Here is an 18,580-nt window from a genome sequence, read left to right as displayed (position 1 = left end):
ACATGACCAGGTTCGGCAAAATCATCCGGCGGTTCCAAGGCGACGAAAGTGGCGCCGCCTTGGTGGAAGTCGCGATCACCGTACCACTCGTATTGCTGTTATCGGCCGGTGTGTTTGAGTTCTCCAACGTTCTGAACACGCGCCTGCTCCTTGAAGCAGGCGTCGAAGATGCGGCGCGCTATATGGCGCGTTGCAGCAGCGATTGGGATACTTGCCAGGGTCTGGCAAAAAACCTTGCGGTAAATGGCGCCGTTACAAGCGGCAGCGCAAGGGTTCCGGGATGGACCACGGGTGAAGTCACGATCAGCAAGACTTCCACCGCAGCGATCGACGGTAGTGGCAACATAATTTATCTCAGTAGCACCGGCACGGTGGACGTCGTGCAGGTCAGCACCTCGATGCCCTATCAGGATATTGGTTTTTTGGGCTATCTCGGTTTTGGAGGTATCGAGATAGGAGGCTCTCATCAGGAGCGTGTCTTCGGATGGTGACGGCTGGCCGGAAGTTTGGCTCCGAACAATACGGAACGACAATGGTCGAGATGGCCATTGCGATGCCATTGCTGCTGACGCTTTTGCTTGGTTTCGTCGACTTCGGCTACGCCTTTTACCAGTGGAACGCCGGGAACAAAGCAGTGCAGGCCGGCGCAAGACTGGCGCAGATTTCTACCCCCGTCGCCAGCGGGCTTGCACTTGAGACGTTAACGCAGAGTGATGCAACCAAAGTCGGGACCGCAGTGCCCGCAAACACCTACAACTATGTCTGCACGGCCAATGCCGCTGGAACCGTCTCTTGCACTTGTGGCGCAGGCGCTACGTGTCAGAACCTCACTGTGAGCCAGACCGCTTTTGACTTTATCTACAGCGGTGGTGGCGGCCGTGCAGGAATGTCTTTATTCCTGCCAAATCTTAAGAAATCCGAGGTGAGTATCCAATACCAGGCGTCTGGTCTTGGCTATTGGACTCGACCAAGTGGGCCGGTTCCGACAATAACGGTCAGCATTGTTGATCATCCCTTCCAGTTCTTCTTCCTTGGTGCACTGCTCGGTCTCGGAAACATCACCATGCCCTCCATGCTGAGCACGGTCACGGGCGAAGATTTAAAGAGCACGTGGACACCATGAATGCCATCCACAGCAAGGTTACGCCGACCAAGCGCAAGCAGGTGGCGCTGTTTTCGTCGGATCCGAATTTCAAGCGCGATGTGGCGACGCGGCTCGATGCGCTGGCGATCTATGACGTCAGGGTTTCCGAGACCAGCGACTTTCTCAAGGGGCCGCCGGCGGACACGCGCCCGGGCATCGTCATTCTCGATCTCGGCAATGGTGAGTTGCTCGGCAGACCGGGCATCGTCGAGGCGCGCGCGCTGTGGGCGACCGTGCCGCTGATTGCGGTTTCCGACGAGCTGACCTCGGAACAGACGCGCGTGCTGGTGCGCATGAACGCTTCGGACTGGCTGCACAAGCCGCTCGACGGCAAGGAGCTGCTCAACGCGGTGACCTTCCACGATACCGGCAACCAGGGAACGAAAAGCCGGATCATCACCTTCATCGGCGCCAGCGGCGGCGCTGGTGCGACGACGCTGGCGCTGTCGGCGGCCGAATTCCTGGCCTCGAAATCGACCGAGCGCGCGGCATCCACCTGTCTCGTTGACTTAGATTTCCAGAGCGCCAATTGCGGCGCCTATCTCAATTTGTTCAACCAGTTCGACCTTGCCGGCATCATCGGCCAGCCGGAACGGCTCGATGTCGAGCTGATGGATGTCATCAAGCTGTCGCGCCCGTCCGGCCTCACCCTCTATGCGTTCGAGCGGCCGCAACTGCCGTTCGAGCCGCACGGCAGCGATTTCGTCTTCCGGCTGCTGGACCTGGTCGCCTACCGCTTCGACGACATCGTCATCGACCTGCCCAATCTGGAAACGCCCTGGCACAATTCCGTGCTGTCGACGAGCGACGAGATCTTCATCGTCTTCGAACTCAATGTCGCTTCGCTGCGGCAAGGCAAGCGGCTCTACAAGAAGATCCGCGAGTTGCGCGGCAATGCGGTCAACATCACGCTGGTCGCCAACAAGCACAAGCGCAAATGGTTCGGGAACCATTTTTCGCGCAGCGAGCTCGAAAAGATATTCAAGGCGCCGCACATCAAGTCGGTCGCGCTGGACAACGCCCTTCTGACCGACGCGCTGAACCGGGCCATCCCGCCTTCCGAGGTGGATGTGCGGGCGCGCTTCAACAAGGATCTGAAGCGGATGTTCAAAGAGCGGCTCGATGACGCTGCCCGATAGATATCGGATCGCGAGATACCGGATCGCTGGGCGGCTAGCCGGCGCCTGCGTGCTCGGCATGGCGCTGGCTTTGTCCGCCCAGGATTTCGCCCAGGCGAGATCGAGCCTTTCGGATCGGCCGCCGCTGCCGGCGATGGGGCCCAGCCTGCGCAAGGCCGTTGCCTTCGCAACCACCGAGCAGCCAGGCACGATCATCATCCGCAAGGACGAGAAGGCGCTTTACCTGGTGACCCGCCAGGGCCAGGCGCTGCGCTACCAGATCAGCGTCGGGCGCGACGGATTTGGCTGGACGGGCACCGTCAAGGTGGGGGCCAAGACCGCATGGCCGGAGTGGCGCCCGCCACAGGAAATGCGGGCCCGCCAGCCGGAGCTGCCGAAAATGGTGCCCGCCGGCCCCTACAATCCGCTCGGCGCAAGGGCGCTCTATCTGTCTCGGGACGGGCGCGACACGCTCTACCGCATACACGGCACCAACGATCCGTCAGGTGTCGGCTTCGACGGGACATCCGGCTGTTTTCGTCTTACCAATACGGATGTGATCGATCTTTTCAAGCGCGTCGCTGTCGGCGCAAAGGTGGTGGTCCAATGACGATGATCAGCGAACCGGACATGCCGGCGATCGATATCGGGAATCAGGAACAGCGCGAACCGGTTGCCGTCGAGAAACCCAGCAAGGCAAAGACGATCGGCATCCTCATCGCCAGCGGTGCCTTGCTGATCACCGGGGTCAATATGGCGGCCGCGATCTATCTCTACCGGGGCATGAGCGACCTGCGTTTCGTCGAAGCGCGGCTGGAGCAGCTCGGAGCGTTCGAGCAGCGGATCGCGGCACGGCTCGACACGGTCAACAACGGCTTCCAGAGCAGGTTCGAAAAACTGGACAGCCAGCTGCAAGGCAGCTTCAACGAGATCGATGCCAGCATTGCCCGGTTGGGACAGAATTTGCCGGTCGCCGGCGGCGAGGCCATGTCGAGTGCCGCGGAACCGTCCGAGATCACCACCAGCACGCTGGCGGAAGCACCCGAAGCTCTCGACGGCGAGAGCGCGAGCGAGCCCAGCGTCATCGAAGCGCCGCGTGCGTCCAGGAAGAGGATTGCATCGGCGTCGCCCCCTGCCCCAAGCTCCAACTACCAGCGCATCCAGCAGCCTGACGGCAAGGTCTATTACCGCAGGATCAACTGACTTCGGGCGTCGCTGACGAAGGCCGCCTGGAACGGCCTAGAGATCGCGCTGCAGGGCCAGGATGCGGATGGCCCGGACGGACCGCTCCCGCGCCTCAGTGAGGAAGGCGATGTGGCAGTAGGCACAGGCCATCGTGCCCAAAATCAGCACCAGGCTGTTCTTCAAGGTGAAATCGACGGCCAGCGAGTACGGAAGACCGCTGGGCGACGTGAATGCAGCGATCGTGCTCGCCGTTTCCGAGTGGCTGCCGACCGCGATCATCAGCCCGGCTAAAATCAGGGCGACGTGGTTGGCGAGGAAGAAGAAAGCCGACCTTCTGGTGTGGCAAGCCACCCAGCAGACGATCGACGCGGCAGCAAGGATGGCGGCATCGACAGCCATAGAGCCGCCCAGATAGACATCGACCTGCTGCCAAAGCATCGTCGACAAAGGGCGCAGTTCAAGCCAAATCCACCATGTTGTAGGGCTGGCTGGATAGGCTCCCAGCAAGAAGGTCGCCATGCGCTCCCCTGCCAGGATCGCAAGAACGAGAAACGGGAAGGCAAAAAGCAGAAGCGGCTTGCGTTTCATGTTCCCTCGACAATCTGCAAGCCAGGATAGGCTGGATAGATTGAGCGAGGCTTAACGGCCGAGCGACGTACGCGAAGGCCAGCCTTGAGCGGCCCACGGCGGGTCAGCATGGCGCAGAGCGTCAATGTTTTGTTGTTCAAAGATGCATATCTCAGCTGGCCATTCACATCGATCCGGCAAGAATCCCCTTGCCTCAGCCTCGTGAAACCGCGAACGACACCCCAGGATTGGACGCTTGATGAACGACACTCCCCAAACGCTGGCACCAGACTCACTCGGGCCAACCGTGACGATTGGAGAAATATTGGTGGAGATCGTCGCCAGGGAGACCGGCACCGGCTTTCGGGAACCTATCGACCTCATCGGCCCCTTTCCGAGCGGCGCGCCCGCCATCTTCATCTATCAATGCGCGCGTATGGGCGGAGCGGCCGCGATGGTGGGCGTGGTCGGCAACGACGATTTCGGCTTCGTCAACCTCGAGCGCCTGAAGCGGGACGGCGTAGATATTTCCGCCATCGCCGTTTCCCCGGATCATCCGACGGGCAGCGCCTTTGTTCGCTACCGCGAGGACGGAAGCCGCGATTTCGTCTACAACATCGCCAAATCCGCCGCCGCCCGGCTGGAATGGACCCCGCGGGTCGAGGCGCTGATCGCGCGGTGCGGGCATATCCACGTCATGGGAACGGTATTCGCAAGCCCTGCTGCCTGGGCGATCACCGAACGCGCGATCCCGCTGATCAAGGCACGCGGCGGCACCATGTCGCTCGATCCGAACCTGCGCAAGGAATTGCTGGTCCACGGCCAGACCGAGGAGAAATTCGCCAGTCTGGTGGACAAAGCGGACCTGCTGCTGCCGTCGGGCAACGAATTGTTCCTGGCCGCCGGCATGGACGGCGAGGAACGCGCGATCGAGGCGCTGTTCAAACGCGGGGTCAAGGAGATCGCCATCAAGCGCGGCGAACATGGCGCGTCGGCCCGTCAACGCACCGGCGCCCGCGCCGATTGCGCTGGCCTTATCGTCGAGGAAACGGACCCCACCGGCGCCGGCGACTGTTTCGGGGGAGCCTATGTCGCATGCCGGCGGCTGGGCATGACGCTGCAGACGGCGCTCGAATTCGCCAACGCGGCAGGGGCGCGCAACGTCACACGCCTCGGCCCCATGGAGGGAGCCGGCACGCGGGCCGAACTGGAAGATTTCATGGCAAGAACGGCGAGAAGAAGCTGATGCGTGTGGCAATCGAAGATTTGCCGGCCCTGCACAGGGAAGGAAAGAAGATCGGGGTGACCTCAGTGTGTTCGGCACACCCGTTGGTGCTGAAAGCCGCACTGCGCCACGGCCGGGAAACCGGTACCACCGTCCTGATCGAGGCGACGTGCAACCAGGTCAACCATCTGGGGGGGTATACGGGCATGACGCCGGCCGATTTCGCGGCGATGGTGGAAACGCTCGCGGCAACCGAGCAATGCCCGAAAGAGTTGATCGTGCTTGGCGGGGATCACCTCGGCCCCAATCCCTGGAAAGACTGGCCCGCCGAGGAGGCGATGGTGCAGGCCGGGACAATGGTCGATGCTTATGTCCGCGCCGGCTTCCGAAAGATCCACCTCGATGCCTCGATGGGCTGTGCGGGTGAGCCGGCGGCGCTCGACGACCACACGGTGGCCGAGCGTGCGGCCAGACTGGCCGGCGTCGCGGAACAGGCGGCAGCGCAGAGCAGCGGGGCAAGCCCGGTCTACATCATCGGCACGGAAGTACCACCCCCCGGCGGCGCCGATCACGCCTTGGATGCGATCATCCCGACCAGTCCGGAGGCCGCTCGCCAGACACAAGCCATTCACGCCAAGGCATTCCGGGCCGCCGGGCTTGAAAGCGCGTTTTCCCGCGTCATCGGCCTTGTGGTGCAGCCGGGCGTGGAGTTCAGCAACCAGAATGTGATCTTCTACGATCGGGCGAAGGCCCGCGATCTGGCCGCAACCCTGAACGGATTGCCGTCGCTCATTTTCGAAGCCCATTCGACGGACTATCAGGGCGAGAGGCCGTTGCGTGAACTCGTCGAGGACGGCTTCGCCATCCTCAAGGTCGGCCCAGAGCTGACCTTCAAACTGCGCGAGGCGCTGTATGCGCTCGACCTGATCGCTTCCGATCTGGTGCCCTTCTATGGCGAGCGGCCGCTTTACCACGCCATGGAAGAGCTGATGCTCGATGCCCCCAAGAATTGGGCAAGCCACTATCACGGCAGCGATGCCGACAAGCGGACGCTTCGCCACTACTCCTATTCCGATCGCATCCGATACTATTGGGCGACCCCGCAAGCCCGTGCCGCCTGCGACCAGCTCTTCGATACGTTGAAAGGCCGGAAGGTGCCGGTGACGCTGTTTCTCCAGCACCTGCCTTCGGCGGTCACTTGGGCCGACCGCGCTTGCGACGGTGAGGACATCGCGATCGATCATATCCAGCGAAGCATCGAGGTCTATGCTCGGGCATGCGGCACCTGACTCTCGTCCGGCCCTTCAAGGCTAGAGCTGGAGTAAAGCGATGGTATGCACAGTTCGCGATCGACGGCAAAAACCTGTTGGTCGCGGGCGGCAACAGAGTTTCCGCGGGACGGTCTGCTCTCAGGGCGCGATACCGTGCCACTGACCGCGTTGGCTACGGGAGAGTTCGCAGGCTTTCGAATTGTGCTCTGTCGGTCGGACAGCCTGCACGGCAGTTTCAGCCCTGTTTTGCGGCACGCAACAGCATCCCAAAGAGGTCACGCGGCTCATCGGGATCCGCAAGGAGGTCCAGTTCTTCGTAAAGGCCGGTATCGGCGAGTTGGTCGCGCACGTAGCGGAGCGCAGAGAAATCCTCGGTGGCGAAGCCGACGGAATCAAACAGCGTCACCGCCTGGCTGTTGCTGCGCCCCTCAGCCGTTCCAGCCATCACCTCCCACAATTCGACGACGGGACGATCCGGATCGAGTTGCTGGATCTCACCCTCGATGCGCGTCTGCGGTGTGTACTCGACGACAATCCGCGACCGCAGCAGGATGTCACGATGGAGTTCCGTCTTGCCCGGGCAGTCGCCGCCGACCGCGTTGATGTGGACGCCGCTGCCCACCATGTTGTCGGTGAGGATCGTCGCACACTGCTTGTCGGCGGTGACCGTAGTGATGATGTGCGCTCCCTCTACGGCGGCATGCGCGGAAGCACAAGACGTGATGTCGAACCCCAGTCCCGCCAGGTTATCAGCGCATTTGCGCGTGGCCGCCGGGTCGATGTCGTAGAGGCGCAATCTGTTGACCCCGAGCAGCGCCTTGAAGGCGAGCGCCTGGAATTCCGACTGGGCGCCATTGCCAATGATGGCCATGCAGTCCGCGCCCTTCGGCGCAAGATATTTCGCGGCCACCGCCGATGTGGCAGCCGTGCGCAACGCGGTCAGGATGGTCATCTCGGAAAGCAGCATCGGATAACCGTTGCCGACATCGGCCAAAACGCCGAAGGCGGTCACCGTCTGGCGGCCGTCGCGCGTGTTCTTGGGATGACCGTTGACGTATTTGAAGCCGTAGAGGCGACCATCGCTCGTCGGCATCAGTTCGATCACGCCGTCAATGCTGTGCGAGGCGACGCGCGGCGTCTTGTCGAACAGTGCCCAGCGGCGGAAGTCCTCTTCGATATAAGCTGCGAGATCGGTGAGAAAGCGGTCGACGCCGATGGCAAGCACCAGCTTCATCATGTGGTCGACGCTGACGAAAGGGACGATGTTCAGTCTGGTGGTCATCGATCAAAAGCTCCTGGTCGGCCGGTCCATGATACGGCGGCCCATCAGGCTTGCCGTCAGGTCGACCATCAGCGTGGCGGTGCGGCCGCGCTCATCGAGAAAGGGGTTGAGTTCGACAAGGTCGAGACTGCTGACCAAGCCGCTGTCCGAGAGCATCTCCATGACCAGATGCGCTTCGCGAAATGTCGCGCCGCCAGGAACCGTCGTGCCGACCGCAGGAGCGATCGATGGATCAAGAAAGTCGACGTCGAGGCTAACATGGAGAAGGCCATTCTCGGCCGTTACCCGGTCGAGGAAAGCGCCCAGAAGCGGCGCGATGCCATGTTCGTCGATGGCGCGCATGTCGTGCACGGTGACGCCCGCGGCGCGCAACGCCTGCCGCTCGGCCGGATCGACGCTGCGAATACCCAACGTGCAGACGCGGGCCGGGTCTATCCGCTGCGGCAGGTCCGGAAAGTAGCCGTGGAAGCCCGGCTGACCGCTGGCATAGGCAAGCGGCACGCCATGCAAATTGCCGCTGGCGGTGGTGTCGAGCGTGTGGAAATCGGGATGCGCGTCGAGCCACAGCACGAATAGCGGCCTGCCGATTCGCGCCGCGCGACGGGCCAGTCCCGACAGTGTTCCAGCCGAAATGGAGTGATCCCCGCCGAGAAAGATCGGCATGGCGTCGGCGCTGGCGGCATAGGCTGCGTCCGCGATGGCCGCAGTCCATGCTGAAATCTCCGGCAACGCCTTCAGCGCCAAGTTGCCATGGGCGAGCGGACGCACCGGCGCCGGCGCGACGGTACCAAGATCAGCAACCGTATGGCCAAGGTCCCTGAGGGCGCCAACCAGCCCCGCCGTCCGCAAGGCGCTCGGTCCCATTTCGCAGCCCATTCGGCCAGCGCCGTCCTGCACCGGCGCACCCAATATGTTGCAGTTCATGCAAGCACTCTCCCTCTATGAGGCCGAGGAGGAGTTGAACCGTATGCTGCTGGCAGATTGAATAGGGCTGATTGGCAAAATCGGCAGCAAGAGTTATCATTTTGGGATATCTGGCTGCCATATTGGACAATGACGGATTCGCTTGACCAAAAACTCATCACGCTCCTGCGCCACAGCGCGCGGCGCAGCATCTCCGACCTGGCGGCGGATCTTGGCGTGTCGCGCGCCACGGCACGCTCGCGAATGGAGCGGCTTGAGCAGTCCGGCGAGATCATCGGCTACACGGTCATCTTGCGCGCCGAAGCGATCAGCTCGGCTGTCAGGGGCATCATGATGATCGAGATCGAAGGCCATGCCGCCGATCGGGTGATCCGCGCTCTTGGCGGCTTTGCGGAAGTCGCTACGATCCACACGACCAATGGCCGCTGGGATCTGGTGGTCGAACTCAACACGGCAACCCTCACCGAGTTCGATGCGGTGTTGCGCCGGATTCGCCTTGTGCCCGGTATCACCGGCAGCGAGACGAGCCTGCTGCTGGCCACGCCGCGCAGCACAAAAGCCCGTCTTTAAGCACGGCTGCGTGGATTGAGGTCGGCGGCCTGCCTCGACCCCGCGCCGATGGAAGCGGCCTTCGCTATTGCGCCATGGCGCAAATGGTAAGCGCCGCTACCCGTGCCCGCTGCAACACTGTCGTATGAACATCGGCAAGGACACGAGCGGTCATGCCGCCGGCAAGTTTTTGCCCAAGTGATCAGGAACTGGTGACGTCGCCGCCTTGCTGGAACGCTTCGCGGGGTGGGCCATCGATGAAGCGAGGATCGGCAGGGTCGGCCGATGCCGTCAAGCAGATGATGGACGAGACGGAACCCGTGGTAGACCTGCCTGAAGCGAAATAGGCACCACGGCTGGACGCCGGGCGCCATAGAGGGACACCCTCGTAGGATGTTGTCTCCCGATGTCCTGCTTCTTTCCTCCGCCAGTTCACGTTTGTTTTCTGAAGTCGTGGCCGAAAAGGACGTCAAACCGTTGGCAGCATAGCCTATCGTCGTGTTTGTGAAATCGTCCGGGGCGGCAACGGCATCTCGATTCATCTGGCAGCGCATTCTCTTTTAATTATTAAGCAGGGCTTCAAGACGCATGCCGATATCAGCGTCTAATCAGGCAATGCAGTTCCGCCTACCTTCCTCAACGAACAGATTGTTGAGACGGAGGGCATACGATGAACTCGCTGAATCGGTACGTTGCATCATTGTTGGCAGCGATCGTTATGCTTTCCCCCGCAGGCGCAATGGCCGATCAAAAGGGGAAGCCAGAACCGCTGACGATCCAGGAGCAGGGCAGCTTCGCTGTCGGCGGCAAGGTGGTGAGCACGCCCCAACCCATTCGTCCGGATCGGTCTCGGCCTGAGTGACATCGATGGTCACATGCACGCCTCAGGCGATGACAGATCATCTTGCCTTTACTGAATCGTCACGATGGACGGGCAAGGAGCCCCCTCAAGACCGTCTCCGTGATCGTCTTCGCGGCCAAATTGTAGTCAGCCACCTTTAGTTGGGTGACATGTAGCGCGTCGCAGGCGAGAGCCTCGAACTCGGTATAGAACTGCGTCGCGGACCACAACAGAATGAACAGATGGCGCGGGTCGACTTTCTCGATCTTTCCGGCCGCGGCCCAGGCATCGATCACCCGCGCCTTCTCGGACGTGACGGTTCGCATATGATCGCGAGCCTCAATCGATAGATGTACAGCGCCTTGCAGTATCTCGTTCGCGAAAAGGCGCGTCTCTGCGGCATTCTCCCGGGCATGGTCCAGCTTCGCTCGAATGTAAGCCTCGATTGCCTCGCCGGGCTCACGATCGGCCGATATATGCCGAAACGCGTCGTCCCAACTATGGATGAGGCGATCGATGGCTGCATTGTAGATCTCCTCTTTGGAGGAAAAATAATAGTAGACATTGCCCTTCGGCAGCCCTGACGCCTTCGCGATCTCAACGATGCGGGCACCATCAAGGCCCTTCCGCGAGAATATCTCGACAGCCGCTGTCAGGATCTTGAGCACGTTCCGCGCTCTGATCGGTTCATCCGACGCGGCTTGCGACGGGTGCCCTTTTTCAGCGGCAGCACGGCGCACGTTCAGTTCTTCTGTCATTGGCTACCCTATTATTTTCATTGCATTTTTGTTCCCGGATGACCACCCAGGTCAACAGTCGTTTTTGGCCAGAGACCTTTCAACCGGAGTTGTATGAGGCCGCGAGAATCGAAGCATCACTAAAAAAGAAGTTGACAATCTGGTCAAGTTTTTTCATGAAAAGCTGACAAAACGGTCAGGTTCCTGAAGGAGCCGCCGCAGTCGACCACCTTGGAGAGGGTGCGAATGGCAATGTTGCTAAAGACCGCCATGGAGGAATTCCTGACAGATTGGTCCGCCGATCTGAACGAACCATGGCGTTCGCTGGTAAGGCATGCGGGGCCGGATATTGACGGGATCGCGGGCGAACTCGAGCTCGAAGTCTGGGAGCCGATCTTTCCCGTCCGTCGCGGCAAGCACTTTCCGGGCATGCCCGCGGGCGCGCATTGCCTGAGAGCTTTCGACGGAATCGCCCCGGATGAGGTTCACTGCGTCGTTCTGGGCCAGGACCCCTACCCCGAACCCGGGTTTGCCACCGGACGGGCATTTGAAGCTGGAAACCTGGCGGGATGGCATGAGCTCGACAAGATGTTTTCAAAGAGCATCCGAGCCTACATGCAGATGATCCTGGCAGCGCGCACCGGCGACCTGTCCTATGCCCGCAGCTTCGACGACTGGCCGAAGACACTTGCGGCCATGGAGAGCGGTGCAGCCGGCATCGAGCAGCCGTCCGATATCGCGGACCGCTGGGTCTCGAAAGGCGTTCTGCTGCTGAATGCCTCGCTAACGCTCACCCGCTTCAAGGTGGATGTGGATCCGCATCAGTCCAAGGGCCATATCCGGCTCTGGCGTCCGCTGATCGTGGAAATTTTGCGTGCCCTTGCCTCGCGGGAAAAGCCGCTGGTACTCCTCGGGTTCGGCGACGCCGCCGCGGAGGCACTGGCAGAAGCAGGAATTGACGAGAACGCAAGCGGGTATCTTCGCTGCATTCTGCGCGATCATCCCGCCCGCGCCGAAGCCGTCCTTTCCAGGCCCAATCCATTCATTCTTTGCAACCACTACCTGGAGGAGATGGGCTCTCGTCCCATCGCGTGGTGACCATGGCGGCAGCGAAGACATTCGATTTCATCATCATCGGCGCCGGTTCGGCAGGCTGCGTTCTGGCAAACCGGCTGTCCGCGGACCCCGCCAACAAGGTGCTTCTGCTCGAGGCCGGCGGCAGGGATCTCAACCCGCTGTTCCGGCTGCCCATGCTGATGGGCAAGCTGTTCCATTCGGGCATCTACAACTGGCATTACCACACAGAGCCCGAGCCGCATCTGAACGGACGCTCGCTCTACTGGCCTCGTGGCAAGGTGCTCGGCGGCACGTCCACCATCAACGGCATGATCTATGTTCGCGGAAACCGGCACGACTACGATCGCTGGGCGCAGATGGGCGCCACAGGATGGTCCTACGACGAGGTGTTGCCGGCGTTCCTGCACTCGGAGAGCCATGTGCAGCGCAGCGGCGCCTACCACAACGCCAAAGGTGAACTGACCGTCTGCCGGGCGCGCGGCTGGAACAAGCTGCTCGATGTCTTCCACGAGGCAGGCGGACAGGCGGGATATCCTCACAACGACGATTTCAACGGCGAAGAGCAGGAAGGCTTCGGCCGCTATGACTTCACCATCGCGAAGGGCAAACGCTGCTCGGCAGCCTATGCCTTCCTGCGGCCGGCAAAGAAACGGCCGAATCTGACGATCATCACCCGCGCCCATACGAGGCGCATCCTCATCGAGAACGGCCAGGCTGTCGGCGTCGAGTTCGGTCGAAAAGGAAACGTTTCGAAAGCCTATGCAGACCGCCAGGTAATCCTGTCGGCCGGCGTCGTCAACTCGCCGCAGATCCTCATGCTTTCGGGGATCGGAGCTGCCGACGAACTCACCCAGCATGACATTCCTGTCGTCCAGGATCTTCCCGGTGTCGGCAAGAACCTTCAGGATCACGTCGATTGCGTCATGGCCTATGAATGCCCGGAGCCGGTCACACTCTACTCGGACCTGCGCGCCGACAAGCTCACCTGGTCGGTGATCCAGGGCATGCTGTTTGGTGAAGGCATTGCCACGACCTTCCCCTACGAAGCCGGGGCCTTCGTCAAGTCGCGCACCGACCTAGCCGCGCCCGACATCCAGCTTCACTTTATGCCGGCGCTCGAGAAGACGGCGAACCTGCATTTTCCAAACCCGTTCAAGAAAGAGCGGGTGGAGGCCAACCATGGCTTCTCGTTACGCGTCGGCCCGGTCAATCCGGAGAGCCGCGGCGAGATCAGGTTGCGCTCGGCCGATCCGATGGACCGGCCGCGTATCAACGCGAACTACCTGCAAACCGAGTTTGACATTCGTACGATGGTCAACGCGATCCGCATGACGCGGGAGATCATCAAGCAGAAGGCTTTCGAGAAATATCGCGGCAAGGAACTCGCTCCGGGTCCGGCCGTCGAAAGCGATGCCGAAATGGTCAAGTGGCTGCGTACCAATGCCATGACGACGTTCCATCCGGTCGGCACCTGCAAGATGGGCAGCGACCCGATGGCAGTGGTCGACGCTCGACTGAAAGTTCATGGCATCGAGGGCCTGCGCGTAGCGGACGCCTCGATCATGCCAATCATTTCCAGCGGCAACACGAACGCGCCGGCGATCATGATCGGCGAGCGAGCCGCCGAATTCATTCTCGACGAGGCATCCAGATGATCGTGGAACATCGCACGTACACGTTCCGGCCGGGAACAGTCGATGGCTGGCTGAAGAAATACGAGACCGAAGGCCTGCCGATCCAGAAGCGGCATCTCAACACCTTTCTCGGGCTCTATGTCAGCGAGATCGGCCGCCTGCACACGACGGTCCTGATGTGGCGCTATGACAGCCTCGCCGACCGCGAGGCGCGGCGGGCAGCCATGTATGCCGACCCGGAATGGCAGGCGTTCATCTCCGGCGTCTGGTCTCTCGGCGCCATTCAGAGCCAGGACGTGATGATCATGAATCCGGCGCCGTTTTCTCCCGGCGCCTGAGGAAGACGGGTGCAAGATCTTGCGCCCCAATGACGACCCGGGCGGCGAACGAAGCCACCCCAATAAGAAGTTGCGGATATCGAACCTCTAGAGCAAGGAAAAGGGAACATGACCAACAAGACTTCAAATGAAATAAATGTGCTGCACCGGCCGGTCGGCCGCCGCAGTCTCCTCAAGGCCTCGGCAGGATTGGCTGCCTTTACAATGGCGGGCGGCCTGCTGACAGCCGCCGCGCATGCTTCGGGCGGCCTCGTGGCGCTGGTTCACACGCAGGCGGCAGGCGATGCCGGTCCGGTGGACTCGATGATTGCCAGGCTCAAGCAGCTCTCCGAGGAGCAGGGCTTCCAGTATCGCGCGGTATACGCCCAGGACCCGGCGACCTACGAGACCATTTTCCGTACGCTGGGCGATGCCGGTGCGGCAGTGATCGTTTCGACCTTCAACGAGGTCGCGGAACCCTTCAAGGCGCTCGCTCCCTCCTATCCCAATACCAAGTGGATCCAGCTGTTTGCAGATCCCTTCGAGCCGGCGATCCCGAATGTCGTCACCGTTTCCTATGACTACTATCTCGGCTGCTATCTCTCCGGCATTTTCGCCGCGCGCGTGAGCAAATCAGGAAAGCTCGGCTTCATCGGCGGTGTTTCCATTCCACCGATCAATGCCGACTACAATGCGTTCAAGGCCGGCGCCCAGTCCGTGCGTCCAGACATATCCGTCGCCATTGCATTCGCGGGCTCTTTCCAGGACCCGGCCAAGGGCCAGGAAATCGCCACGCAGATGTATTCGAGCGGTATCGACTTCATCCAGACCGACGCCGCGGCAACCGACTTCGGCATCATCGCCGCCGCAAACGAGGCGGAAGGCCGCCTGGTGAGCGTGCTCGACCCGGCCCAGTTCCCGCAGGGGCCAAAGTCCGTGATCTCGATCGTCGGCCTCGACTTCGGCACCTCGCTTTACAACGAGGTCACGAAGGCGCTCGGCAGCGATTTTTCCGGTGGCACACATGAGCATACCGGCCTGGGAACAGGCGTCATCGACTTCATTCCATCGCCCCTCTTCGCCCAGCAGGGACCGGCGGATATCATCGCCAAGGGCAAGGAGGTCGGCGCAGAAATAGCGGCGGCGCGCGCGGCGATCCTCGACGGGTCGCTGAAGGTGCCGTTCAATACCACCCTCTGACCTTCGACTGGATCATGCTGCGGTGACCGAGGACAGATCCCCCATATTTGAATGCCGCAATGTGACCGTGCGCTACGGTCACATTGCTGCGCTCTCCGATGTCGGAGCAGTCTTCGAACGTGGCATGATCCACGCCGTGGTCGGCCAAAACGGGGCGGGCAAGACGACTTTTGCCCGAGTCCTGGCCGGTCTCGTCCGCCCTGCATCGGGCGAGCTCAAGATGGATGGCCGCCCGCTTGCGGGCGGAAACGTCAAGGATGCCCGGCGTTCAGGCGTCGAACTCGTCCACCAGAGTTTTGCTCTTCCCCCTCTTTCACGGTCGCCGAAGCAATGCAGTTTGGCGCGGAAGGCGGAGGACTATTCACAAAGGCAAGCCTTGAAAAACGATGGCAGCCTCACCTCGACGCGCTCCATGTGAAGGTGAAGGCCAAGCAGCGTATCCGCGACCTGCCAGTGGAAACCCAGCAGAGTGTTGAAATCGCCAGAGCCCTCGTCTCGGATGCGAAACTCCTCATCCTGGATGAGCCGACCGCGGTCCTGTCTCCCGAAGGCGCTGAGAAGCTTTTCGATCGGGTCCGGCATCTCAAGGCGCGCGGCGTCACGGTCATCCTCATCCTGCACAAGATCCGGGAAGTTCTGGCGATTGCCGATACGGTGACGGTTCTGCGCGGAGGAAAGCTCGTCGATGGGCCGCTGTCCTGCGAGACGATTGACGCGGACCGGCTGGCCGAGCTCATCATCGGGCCAGCCGCCGCCCGCAAGCTCAGCCCGGACGACAAGGCGGCTTTGACAGGCGCAGCAGTGATCACCCATGCCGAACAGCATGTCGCGGACACCGATGCCATTCCCGTCCTCAAGATGCGCGCCGTTTCCACACGACGCGATACCGAAGGTCCGGCGCTCGACGGGATCAGCCTCGACATTCGCCCCGGGGAAATCATCGGCGTTGCGGGCGTCGAGGGCAACGGGCAGAGAACGCTTGTGCGCGCGATCTCGGCACTGGCTGATGTCGTCAGCGGCGAGATCTCCATCGACAGGACGGACGTGACCCGTGCACCACTCGCTGCACGACGGGCGGCCGGACTGCGCGTCATCCCTTTCGAACGGAATGTCGAAGGACTCAGCCTGACCAGTTCCCTTTGGGAAAACTGGGCGGCGCGCGGTCTCCTCCAGAGACCGCTCCTGTCCACCATCAGCCCCTCTGCTCTGCGCAAGCAATGCGATACTGCCCTCAAGCAATGGGATGTCCGTTATTCCGATGTCGGTCAGCGAGCCGGCTCGCTATCGGGTGGGAACGCCCAGAAGGTGATCCTGTCGCGTGAGATGGATGAAAACGCCCGCCTTGTGCTTGCGGCGCAGCCCACGCGAGGTCTCGACATCGGCGCAACGTCATTCGTTTGGGAATCGATGCTCGATGCGCGGGCGCGCGGTTGCGGCCTGCTGTTCATCTCTTCGGATCTCGACGAGATCTTCGATATATCGGACCGCGTCGTCGTCATGCTGTCCGGGCGCATCGTCGCCGAGTTCCGTCCACCCTATGACATCACAGCCGTCGGCGCAGCCATGACAGGAGTGCTTGGATGATCGATCGGTTCGTCTCCGTTTTCCGCGCGCTGATCTTCATCGTGATCGCCCTTGCACTTTGCGGCGTGATCTTCCAGGCAGCCGGCTATTCGGCGCCCCTGATGTTCCAGTCGATCGCCGATGGCGCTTTCCTCAGACCCGGCGCCCTGCAACAGGCACTTCGTTGGGGGCTCCCCCTGTTCATCACCGCTGTCGGCGTGGCCGTCTCCTTCCGGGCGGGCTACTTCAACATCGGCGCCCAGGGCCAGTTCTACATGGGAGCCATAGCGGCCGCGTTCATGGCCGAATGGCTTGACGGAGCACCGGCGCCGATCCTCATCACCGCCTGCTTTCTCGCTGGCATGTCGGGTGGTGCGCTGTGGGCTTTCTGGCCCGGGCTCCTGCGGCTGAAATCTGGTGCGGATGAGGTGATCACCACGCTGATGGGCAATTTCATTGCCGGTCTGGTGCTGCTGTATGTAACGGCCGGACCGCTCAAGGACCCATCGGGCACCGGGCAGCAGGCGTCGAGCCGTCCGCTCGACGGCGCTTACCGGATCAGCGACTCGCTCGGATTGTCTCCGACGATCATCGCCATCGCCGTTCTGGTTGGCCTGGCAATGTGGTTTCTGGTCAATAGAACCGCCTTCGGCGTGCTCTCCGGCCTTGCCGGTCGCAATCCGACGATGGTCGAGTGGCAGGGCGCGAGGACATGGCGCATCGGGCTTGCAAGTTTCCTGCTCAGCGGCGCGCTCGCCGGTCTTGCCGGCACCATAGAGTTCATAGGCCCCAACGGACGACTGACCGGCGGTTTCCTGCCGGGCCGCGGCTTCACCGCAATCCTGATCGCACTCGTCGCCAACTTCTCGGTCGTCGGTACGGCTATCGTGTCGCTGTTCTTCGGCGGGCTTGCGTCCGCCGCTCTCTATCTGCCGATCATGGCCGGCTTGCCGTCGTCGGCAATCGACATCATCAACGCAGCCATCGCTCTCTTCATCACCGCAAAATCCAGTGCCGTCGACCGGATTGCGAAGCTCGGAGGACGGATATGGAAGACTTCCTAGTCGCCATCTTGCGATCTGGTACTCCGCTAATCTACGTGACCCTTGCCGGCGTCATCGCCCAGCGGGCCGGCATCTGGCATCTCGGCCTTGAAGGCCTGATGATTACCGGCGCCTGCGCAACTATCCTCGGCATCACGCTCACGCAATCGATCTGGATCGCGCTTGCCGGTGCGATCACGGTCTGCGTCCTCGGCTCAATCCTGTTCTGGTTCGTGGTGGAGAAGCTCAAGGCCAACCAGATCATTGCCGGCCTCGGGCTTACAGGGCTCGGCCTCGGCGGAACCGCGCTTGCCGTGCAGTCGATTTTCGGAACGCAGGCCGCGGTCAGCGCAGCCTTCGGCCTGCCGCGCATAGGAAGCGCCTTCGGGGCCTTCGGGTCGCTTTCGATGCTCGTCGTCATCATGCCGGTGATCGTCTTCGCGATGTGGGTCGTCTTGCGTCGAACCCGTTTCGGCCTGCGTCTGGCGGCGTCGGGCGAGCACCCCTTTGCCGCGCGCGGTGTGGGGATCAATCCGGCGGCAATGCGCCTCGTAGCGCTGATGATCGGCGGCGTGCTGTGTGCGCTCGCAGGCGCGGAACTTGCTGCGGGGAGCCTTCAGATCTTTGCGCAGAACATGACCGCCGGCCGCGGCTTCATGGGATTTGCCGCCGTCATATTCGGCGCTGGCCATCCAATCGGCGCGACCTTGGCAGCCGTGTTCTTCGCCGTCGTTGGCGCGCTCGGCATCAGGGCGCAGCTCGCCTTCGGCGATCGCATCCCCCATGATCTGCTGCTCGCCTTGCCTTATATAGCCACCATTCTCGGCATATGGCTCAGCACGCAGCTGCGCGGCGGCACCAAAGCCGCCAGTGGCTTCGGTGAGCTGCGCGACCAATAGAACC

20 protein-coding genes and 1 pseudogene are annotated in these 18,580 nt (G+C 61.8%); 17 read left to right on the top strand and 4 right to left on the bottom strand.

Annotation, left to right across the window (positions count from 1 at the left end):
- Positions 1 to 2: 2 nt before the first annotated feature.
- Genes ACFOJ9_RS05055 through ACFOJ9_RS05035 form a run of 5 tightly spaced genes read left to right on the top strand, consistent with a single transcriptional unit; the run spans position 3 to position 3,465 of the window.
- On the top strand, positions 3 to 491 hold the full coding sequence (locus ACFOJ9_RS05055) for a TadE/TadG family type IV pilus assembly protein (RefSeq protein ID WP_378977277.1): 489 nt from the start codon (positions 3 to 5) through the stop codon (positions 489 to 491).
- A complete protein-coding gene (locus tag ACFOJ9_RS05050) occupies positions 485 to 1,123 on the top strand; it encodes a TadE/TadG family type IV pilus assembly protein (protein WP_378977275.1) in 639 nt (212 codons plus the stop codon). The genes ACFOJ9_RS05055 and ACFOJ9_RS05050 overlap by 7 nt, the downstream gene beginning before the upstream one ends.
- The gene (locus tag ACFOJ9_RS05045; protein ID WP_378977273.1) at positions 1,120 to 2,283 is read left to right on the top strand and encodes an AAA family ATPase; all 1,164 of its coding nucleotides are present in this window, start codon (positions 1,120 to 1,122) and stop codon (positions 2,281 to 2,283) included. The genes ACFOJ9_RS05050 and ACFOJ9_RS05045 overlap by 4 nt, the downstream gene beginning before the upstream one ends.
- The gene (locus ACFOJ9_RS05040) at positions 2,267 to 2,872 is read left to right on the top strand and encodes a L,D-transpeptidase (RefSeq protein WP_378977271.1); all 606 of its coding nucleotides are present in this window, start codon (positions 2,267 to 2,269) and stop codon (positions 2,870 to 2,872) included. Before ACFOJ9_RS05045 ends, ACFOJ9_RS05040 begins: the two co-directional genes overlap by 17 nt.
- Positions 2,869 to 3,465 (top strand): hypothetical protein, encoded by a 597-nt coding sequence (locus tag ACFOJ9_RS05035; RefSeq protein ID WP_378977269.1) that lies wholly within the window; start codon positions 2,869 to 2,871, stop codon positions 3,463 to 3,465. The genes ACFOJ9_RS05040 and ACFOJ9_RS05035 overlap by 4 nt, the downstream gene beginning before the upstream one ends.
- A 36-nt stretch (positions 3,466 to 3,501) precedes the next feature.
- Here the strand turns inward: ACFOJ9_RS05035 and ACFOJ9_RS05030 are convergent, their stop codons facing one another.
- The gene (locus tag ACFOJ9_RS05030) at positions 3,502 to 4,035 is read right to left on the bottom strand and encodes a hypothetical protein (RefSeq protein WP_378977267.1); all 534 of its coding nucleotides are present in this window, start codon (positions 4,033 to 4,035) and stop codon (positions 3,502 to 3,504) included.
- 238 nt (positions 4,036 to 4,273) lie between these two features.
- Between ACFOJ9_RS05030 and ACFOJ9_RS05025 the strand changes: the two genes are divergently transcribed.
- A complete protein-coding gene (locus ACFOJ9_RS05025) occupies positions 4,274 to 5,260 on the top strand; it encodes a tagatose kinase (RefSeq protein ID WP_378977265.1) in 987 nt (328 codons plus the stop codon).
- Complete coding sequence (locus ACFOJ9_RS05020; protein WP_378977263.1) at positions 5,260 to 6,528, top strand: D-tagatose-bisphosphate aldolase, class II, non-catalytic subunit; 1,269 nt, start codon at positions 5,260 to 5,262, stop codon at positions 6,526 to 6,528. Before ACFOJ9_RS05025 ends, ACFOJ9_RS05020 begins: the two co-directional genes overlap by 1 nt.
- 217 nt (positions 6,529 to 6,745) lie before the next feature.
- Here the strand turns inward: ACFOJ9_RS05020 and ACFOJ9_RS05015 are convergent, their stop codons facing one another.
- Both ACFOJ9_RS05015 and rocF read right to left on the bottom strand, forming a co-directional pair.
- Positions 6,746 to 7,792 carry an ornithine cyclodeaminase gene (locus ACFOJ9_RS05015; protein WP_378977261.1) on the bottom strand — a complete coding sequence of 349 codons (1,047 nt, stop codon included), beginning with the start codon at positions 7,790 to 7,792 and terminating at the stop codon, positions 6,746 to 6,748.
- A gap of 3 nt (positions 7,793 to 7,795) precedes the next feature.
- Entirely contained in the window at positions 7,796 to 8,716 is a 921-nt protein-coding gene (gene rocF / locus ACFOJ9_RS05010; protein WP_378977259.1) for an arginase, read from the bottom strand.
- Positions 8,717 to 8,845: 129 nt separating this feature from the next.
- Between rocF and ACFOJ9_RS05005 the strand changes: the two genes are divergently transcribed.
- Both ACFOJ9_RS05005 and ACFOJ9_RS05000 read left to right on the top strand, forming a co-directional pair.
- A complete protein-coding gene (locus tag ACFOJ9_RS05005) occupies positions 8,846 to 9,286 on the top strand; it encodes an Lrp/AsnC family transcriptional regulator (protein WP_378977257.1) in 441 nt (146 codons plus the stop codon).
- A 649-nt stretch (positions 9,287 to 9,935) separates the two neighbouring features.
- Positions 9,936 to 10,127, top strand: a complete 192-nt coding sequence (locus ACFOJ9_RS05000) for a hypothetical protein (RefSeq protein ID WP_378977255.1) — start codon at positions 9,936 to 9,938, stop codon at positions 10,125 to 10,127.
- Between the two features lie 59 nt (positions 10,128 to 10,186).
- Here the strand turns inward: ACFOJ9_RS05000 and ACFOJ9_RS04995 are convergent, their stop codons facing one another.
- Positions 10,187 to 10,864, bottom strand: coding sequence for a TetR/AcrR family transcriptional regulator (locus ACFOJ9_RS04995; protein ID WP_378977253.1), 678 nt, complete (start codon positions 10,862 to 10,864; stop codon positions 10,187 to 10,189).
- A gap of 225 nt (positions 10,865 to 11,089) precedes the next feature.
- Between ACFOJ9_RS04995 and ACFOJ9_RS04990 the strand changes: the two genes are divergently transcribed.
- The 8 genes and pseudogenes from ACFOJ9_RS04990 (at position 11,090) to ACFOJ9_RS04955 (ending at position 18,576) form a co-directional block, all read left to right on the top strand.
- Complete coding sequence (locus tag ACFOJ9_RS04990) at positions 11,090 to 11,941, top strand: uracil-DNA glycosylase (protein WP_378977251.1); 852 nt, start codon at positions 11,090 to 11,092, stop codon at positions 11,939 to 11,941.
- 2 nt (positions 11,942 to 11,943) lie between these two features.
- On the top strand, positions 11,944 to 13,575 hold the full coding sequence (locus ACFOJ9_RS04985; RefSeq protein ID WP_378977249.1) for a GMC family oxidoreductase: 1,632 nt from the start codon (positions 11,944 to 11,946) through the stop codon (positions 13,573 to 13,575).
- Positions 13,572 to 13,892: an NIPSNAP family protein gene (locus tag ACFOJ9_RS04980; RefSeq protein WP_378977247.1), complete on the top strand. Its 321-nt coding sequence runs from the start codon at positions 13,572 to 13,574 to the stop codon at positions 13,890 to 13,892. The genes ACFOJ9_RS04985 and ACFOJ9_RS04980 overlap by 4 nt, the downstream gene beginning before the upstream one ends.
- Positions 13,893 to 14,000: 108 nt before the next feature.
- Positions 14,001 to 15,071: a BMP family ABC transporter substrate-binding protein gene (locus tag ACFOJ9_RS04975; RefSeq protein ID WP_378977245.1), complete on the top strand. Its 1,071-nt coding sequence runs from the start codon at positions 14,001 to 14,003 to the stop codon at positions 15,069 to 15,071.
- Between the two features lie 124 nt (positions 15,072 to 15,195).
- Positions 15,196 to 15,545, top strand: a pseudogene (locus tag ACFOJ9_RS04970) (ATP-binding cassette domain-containing protein); the annotation flags it as partial.
- 384 nt (positions 15,546 to 15,929) lie between these two features.
- On the top strand, positions 15,930 to 16,655 hold the full coding sequence (locus tag ACFOJ9_RS04965) for an ATP-binding cassette domain-containing protein (protein ID WP_378987566.1): 726 nt from the start codon (positions 15,930 to 15,932) through the stop codon (positions 16,653 to 16,655).
- On the top strand, positions 16,652 to 17,698 hold the full coding sequence (locus ACFOJ9_RS04960) for an ABC transporter permease (protein WP_378977243.1): 1,047 nt from the start codon (positions 16,652 to 16,654) through the stop codon (positions 17,696 to 17,698). Before ACFOJ9_RS04965 ends, ACFOJ9_RS04960 begins: the two co-directional genes overlap by 4 nt.
- Positions 17,683 to 18,576 (top strand): ABC transporter permease, encoded by an 894-nt coding sequence (locus ACFOJ9_RS04955; RefSeq protein WP_378977241.1) that lies wholly within the window; start codon positions 17,683 to 17,685, stop codon positions 18,574 to 18,576. Before ACFOJ9_RS04960 ends, ACFOJ9_RS04955 begins: the two co-directional genes overlap by 16 nt.
- Positions 18,577 to 18,580 lie beyond the last annotated feature (4 nt).

Source organism: Mesorhizobium cantuariense (genome assembly GCF_042647205.1).
GTDB classification, from domain to species: Bacteria; Pseudomonadota; Alphaproteobacteria; order Rhizobiales; family Rhizobiaceae; genus Mesorhizobium; species Mesorhizobium cantuariense.
Note: the sequence above shows the minus strand (reverse complement) of the source record. Positions and strands in the feature narration are given on the sequence as shown.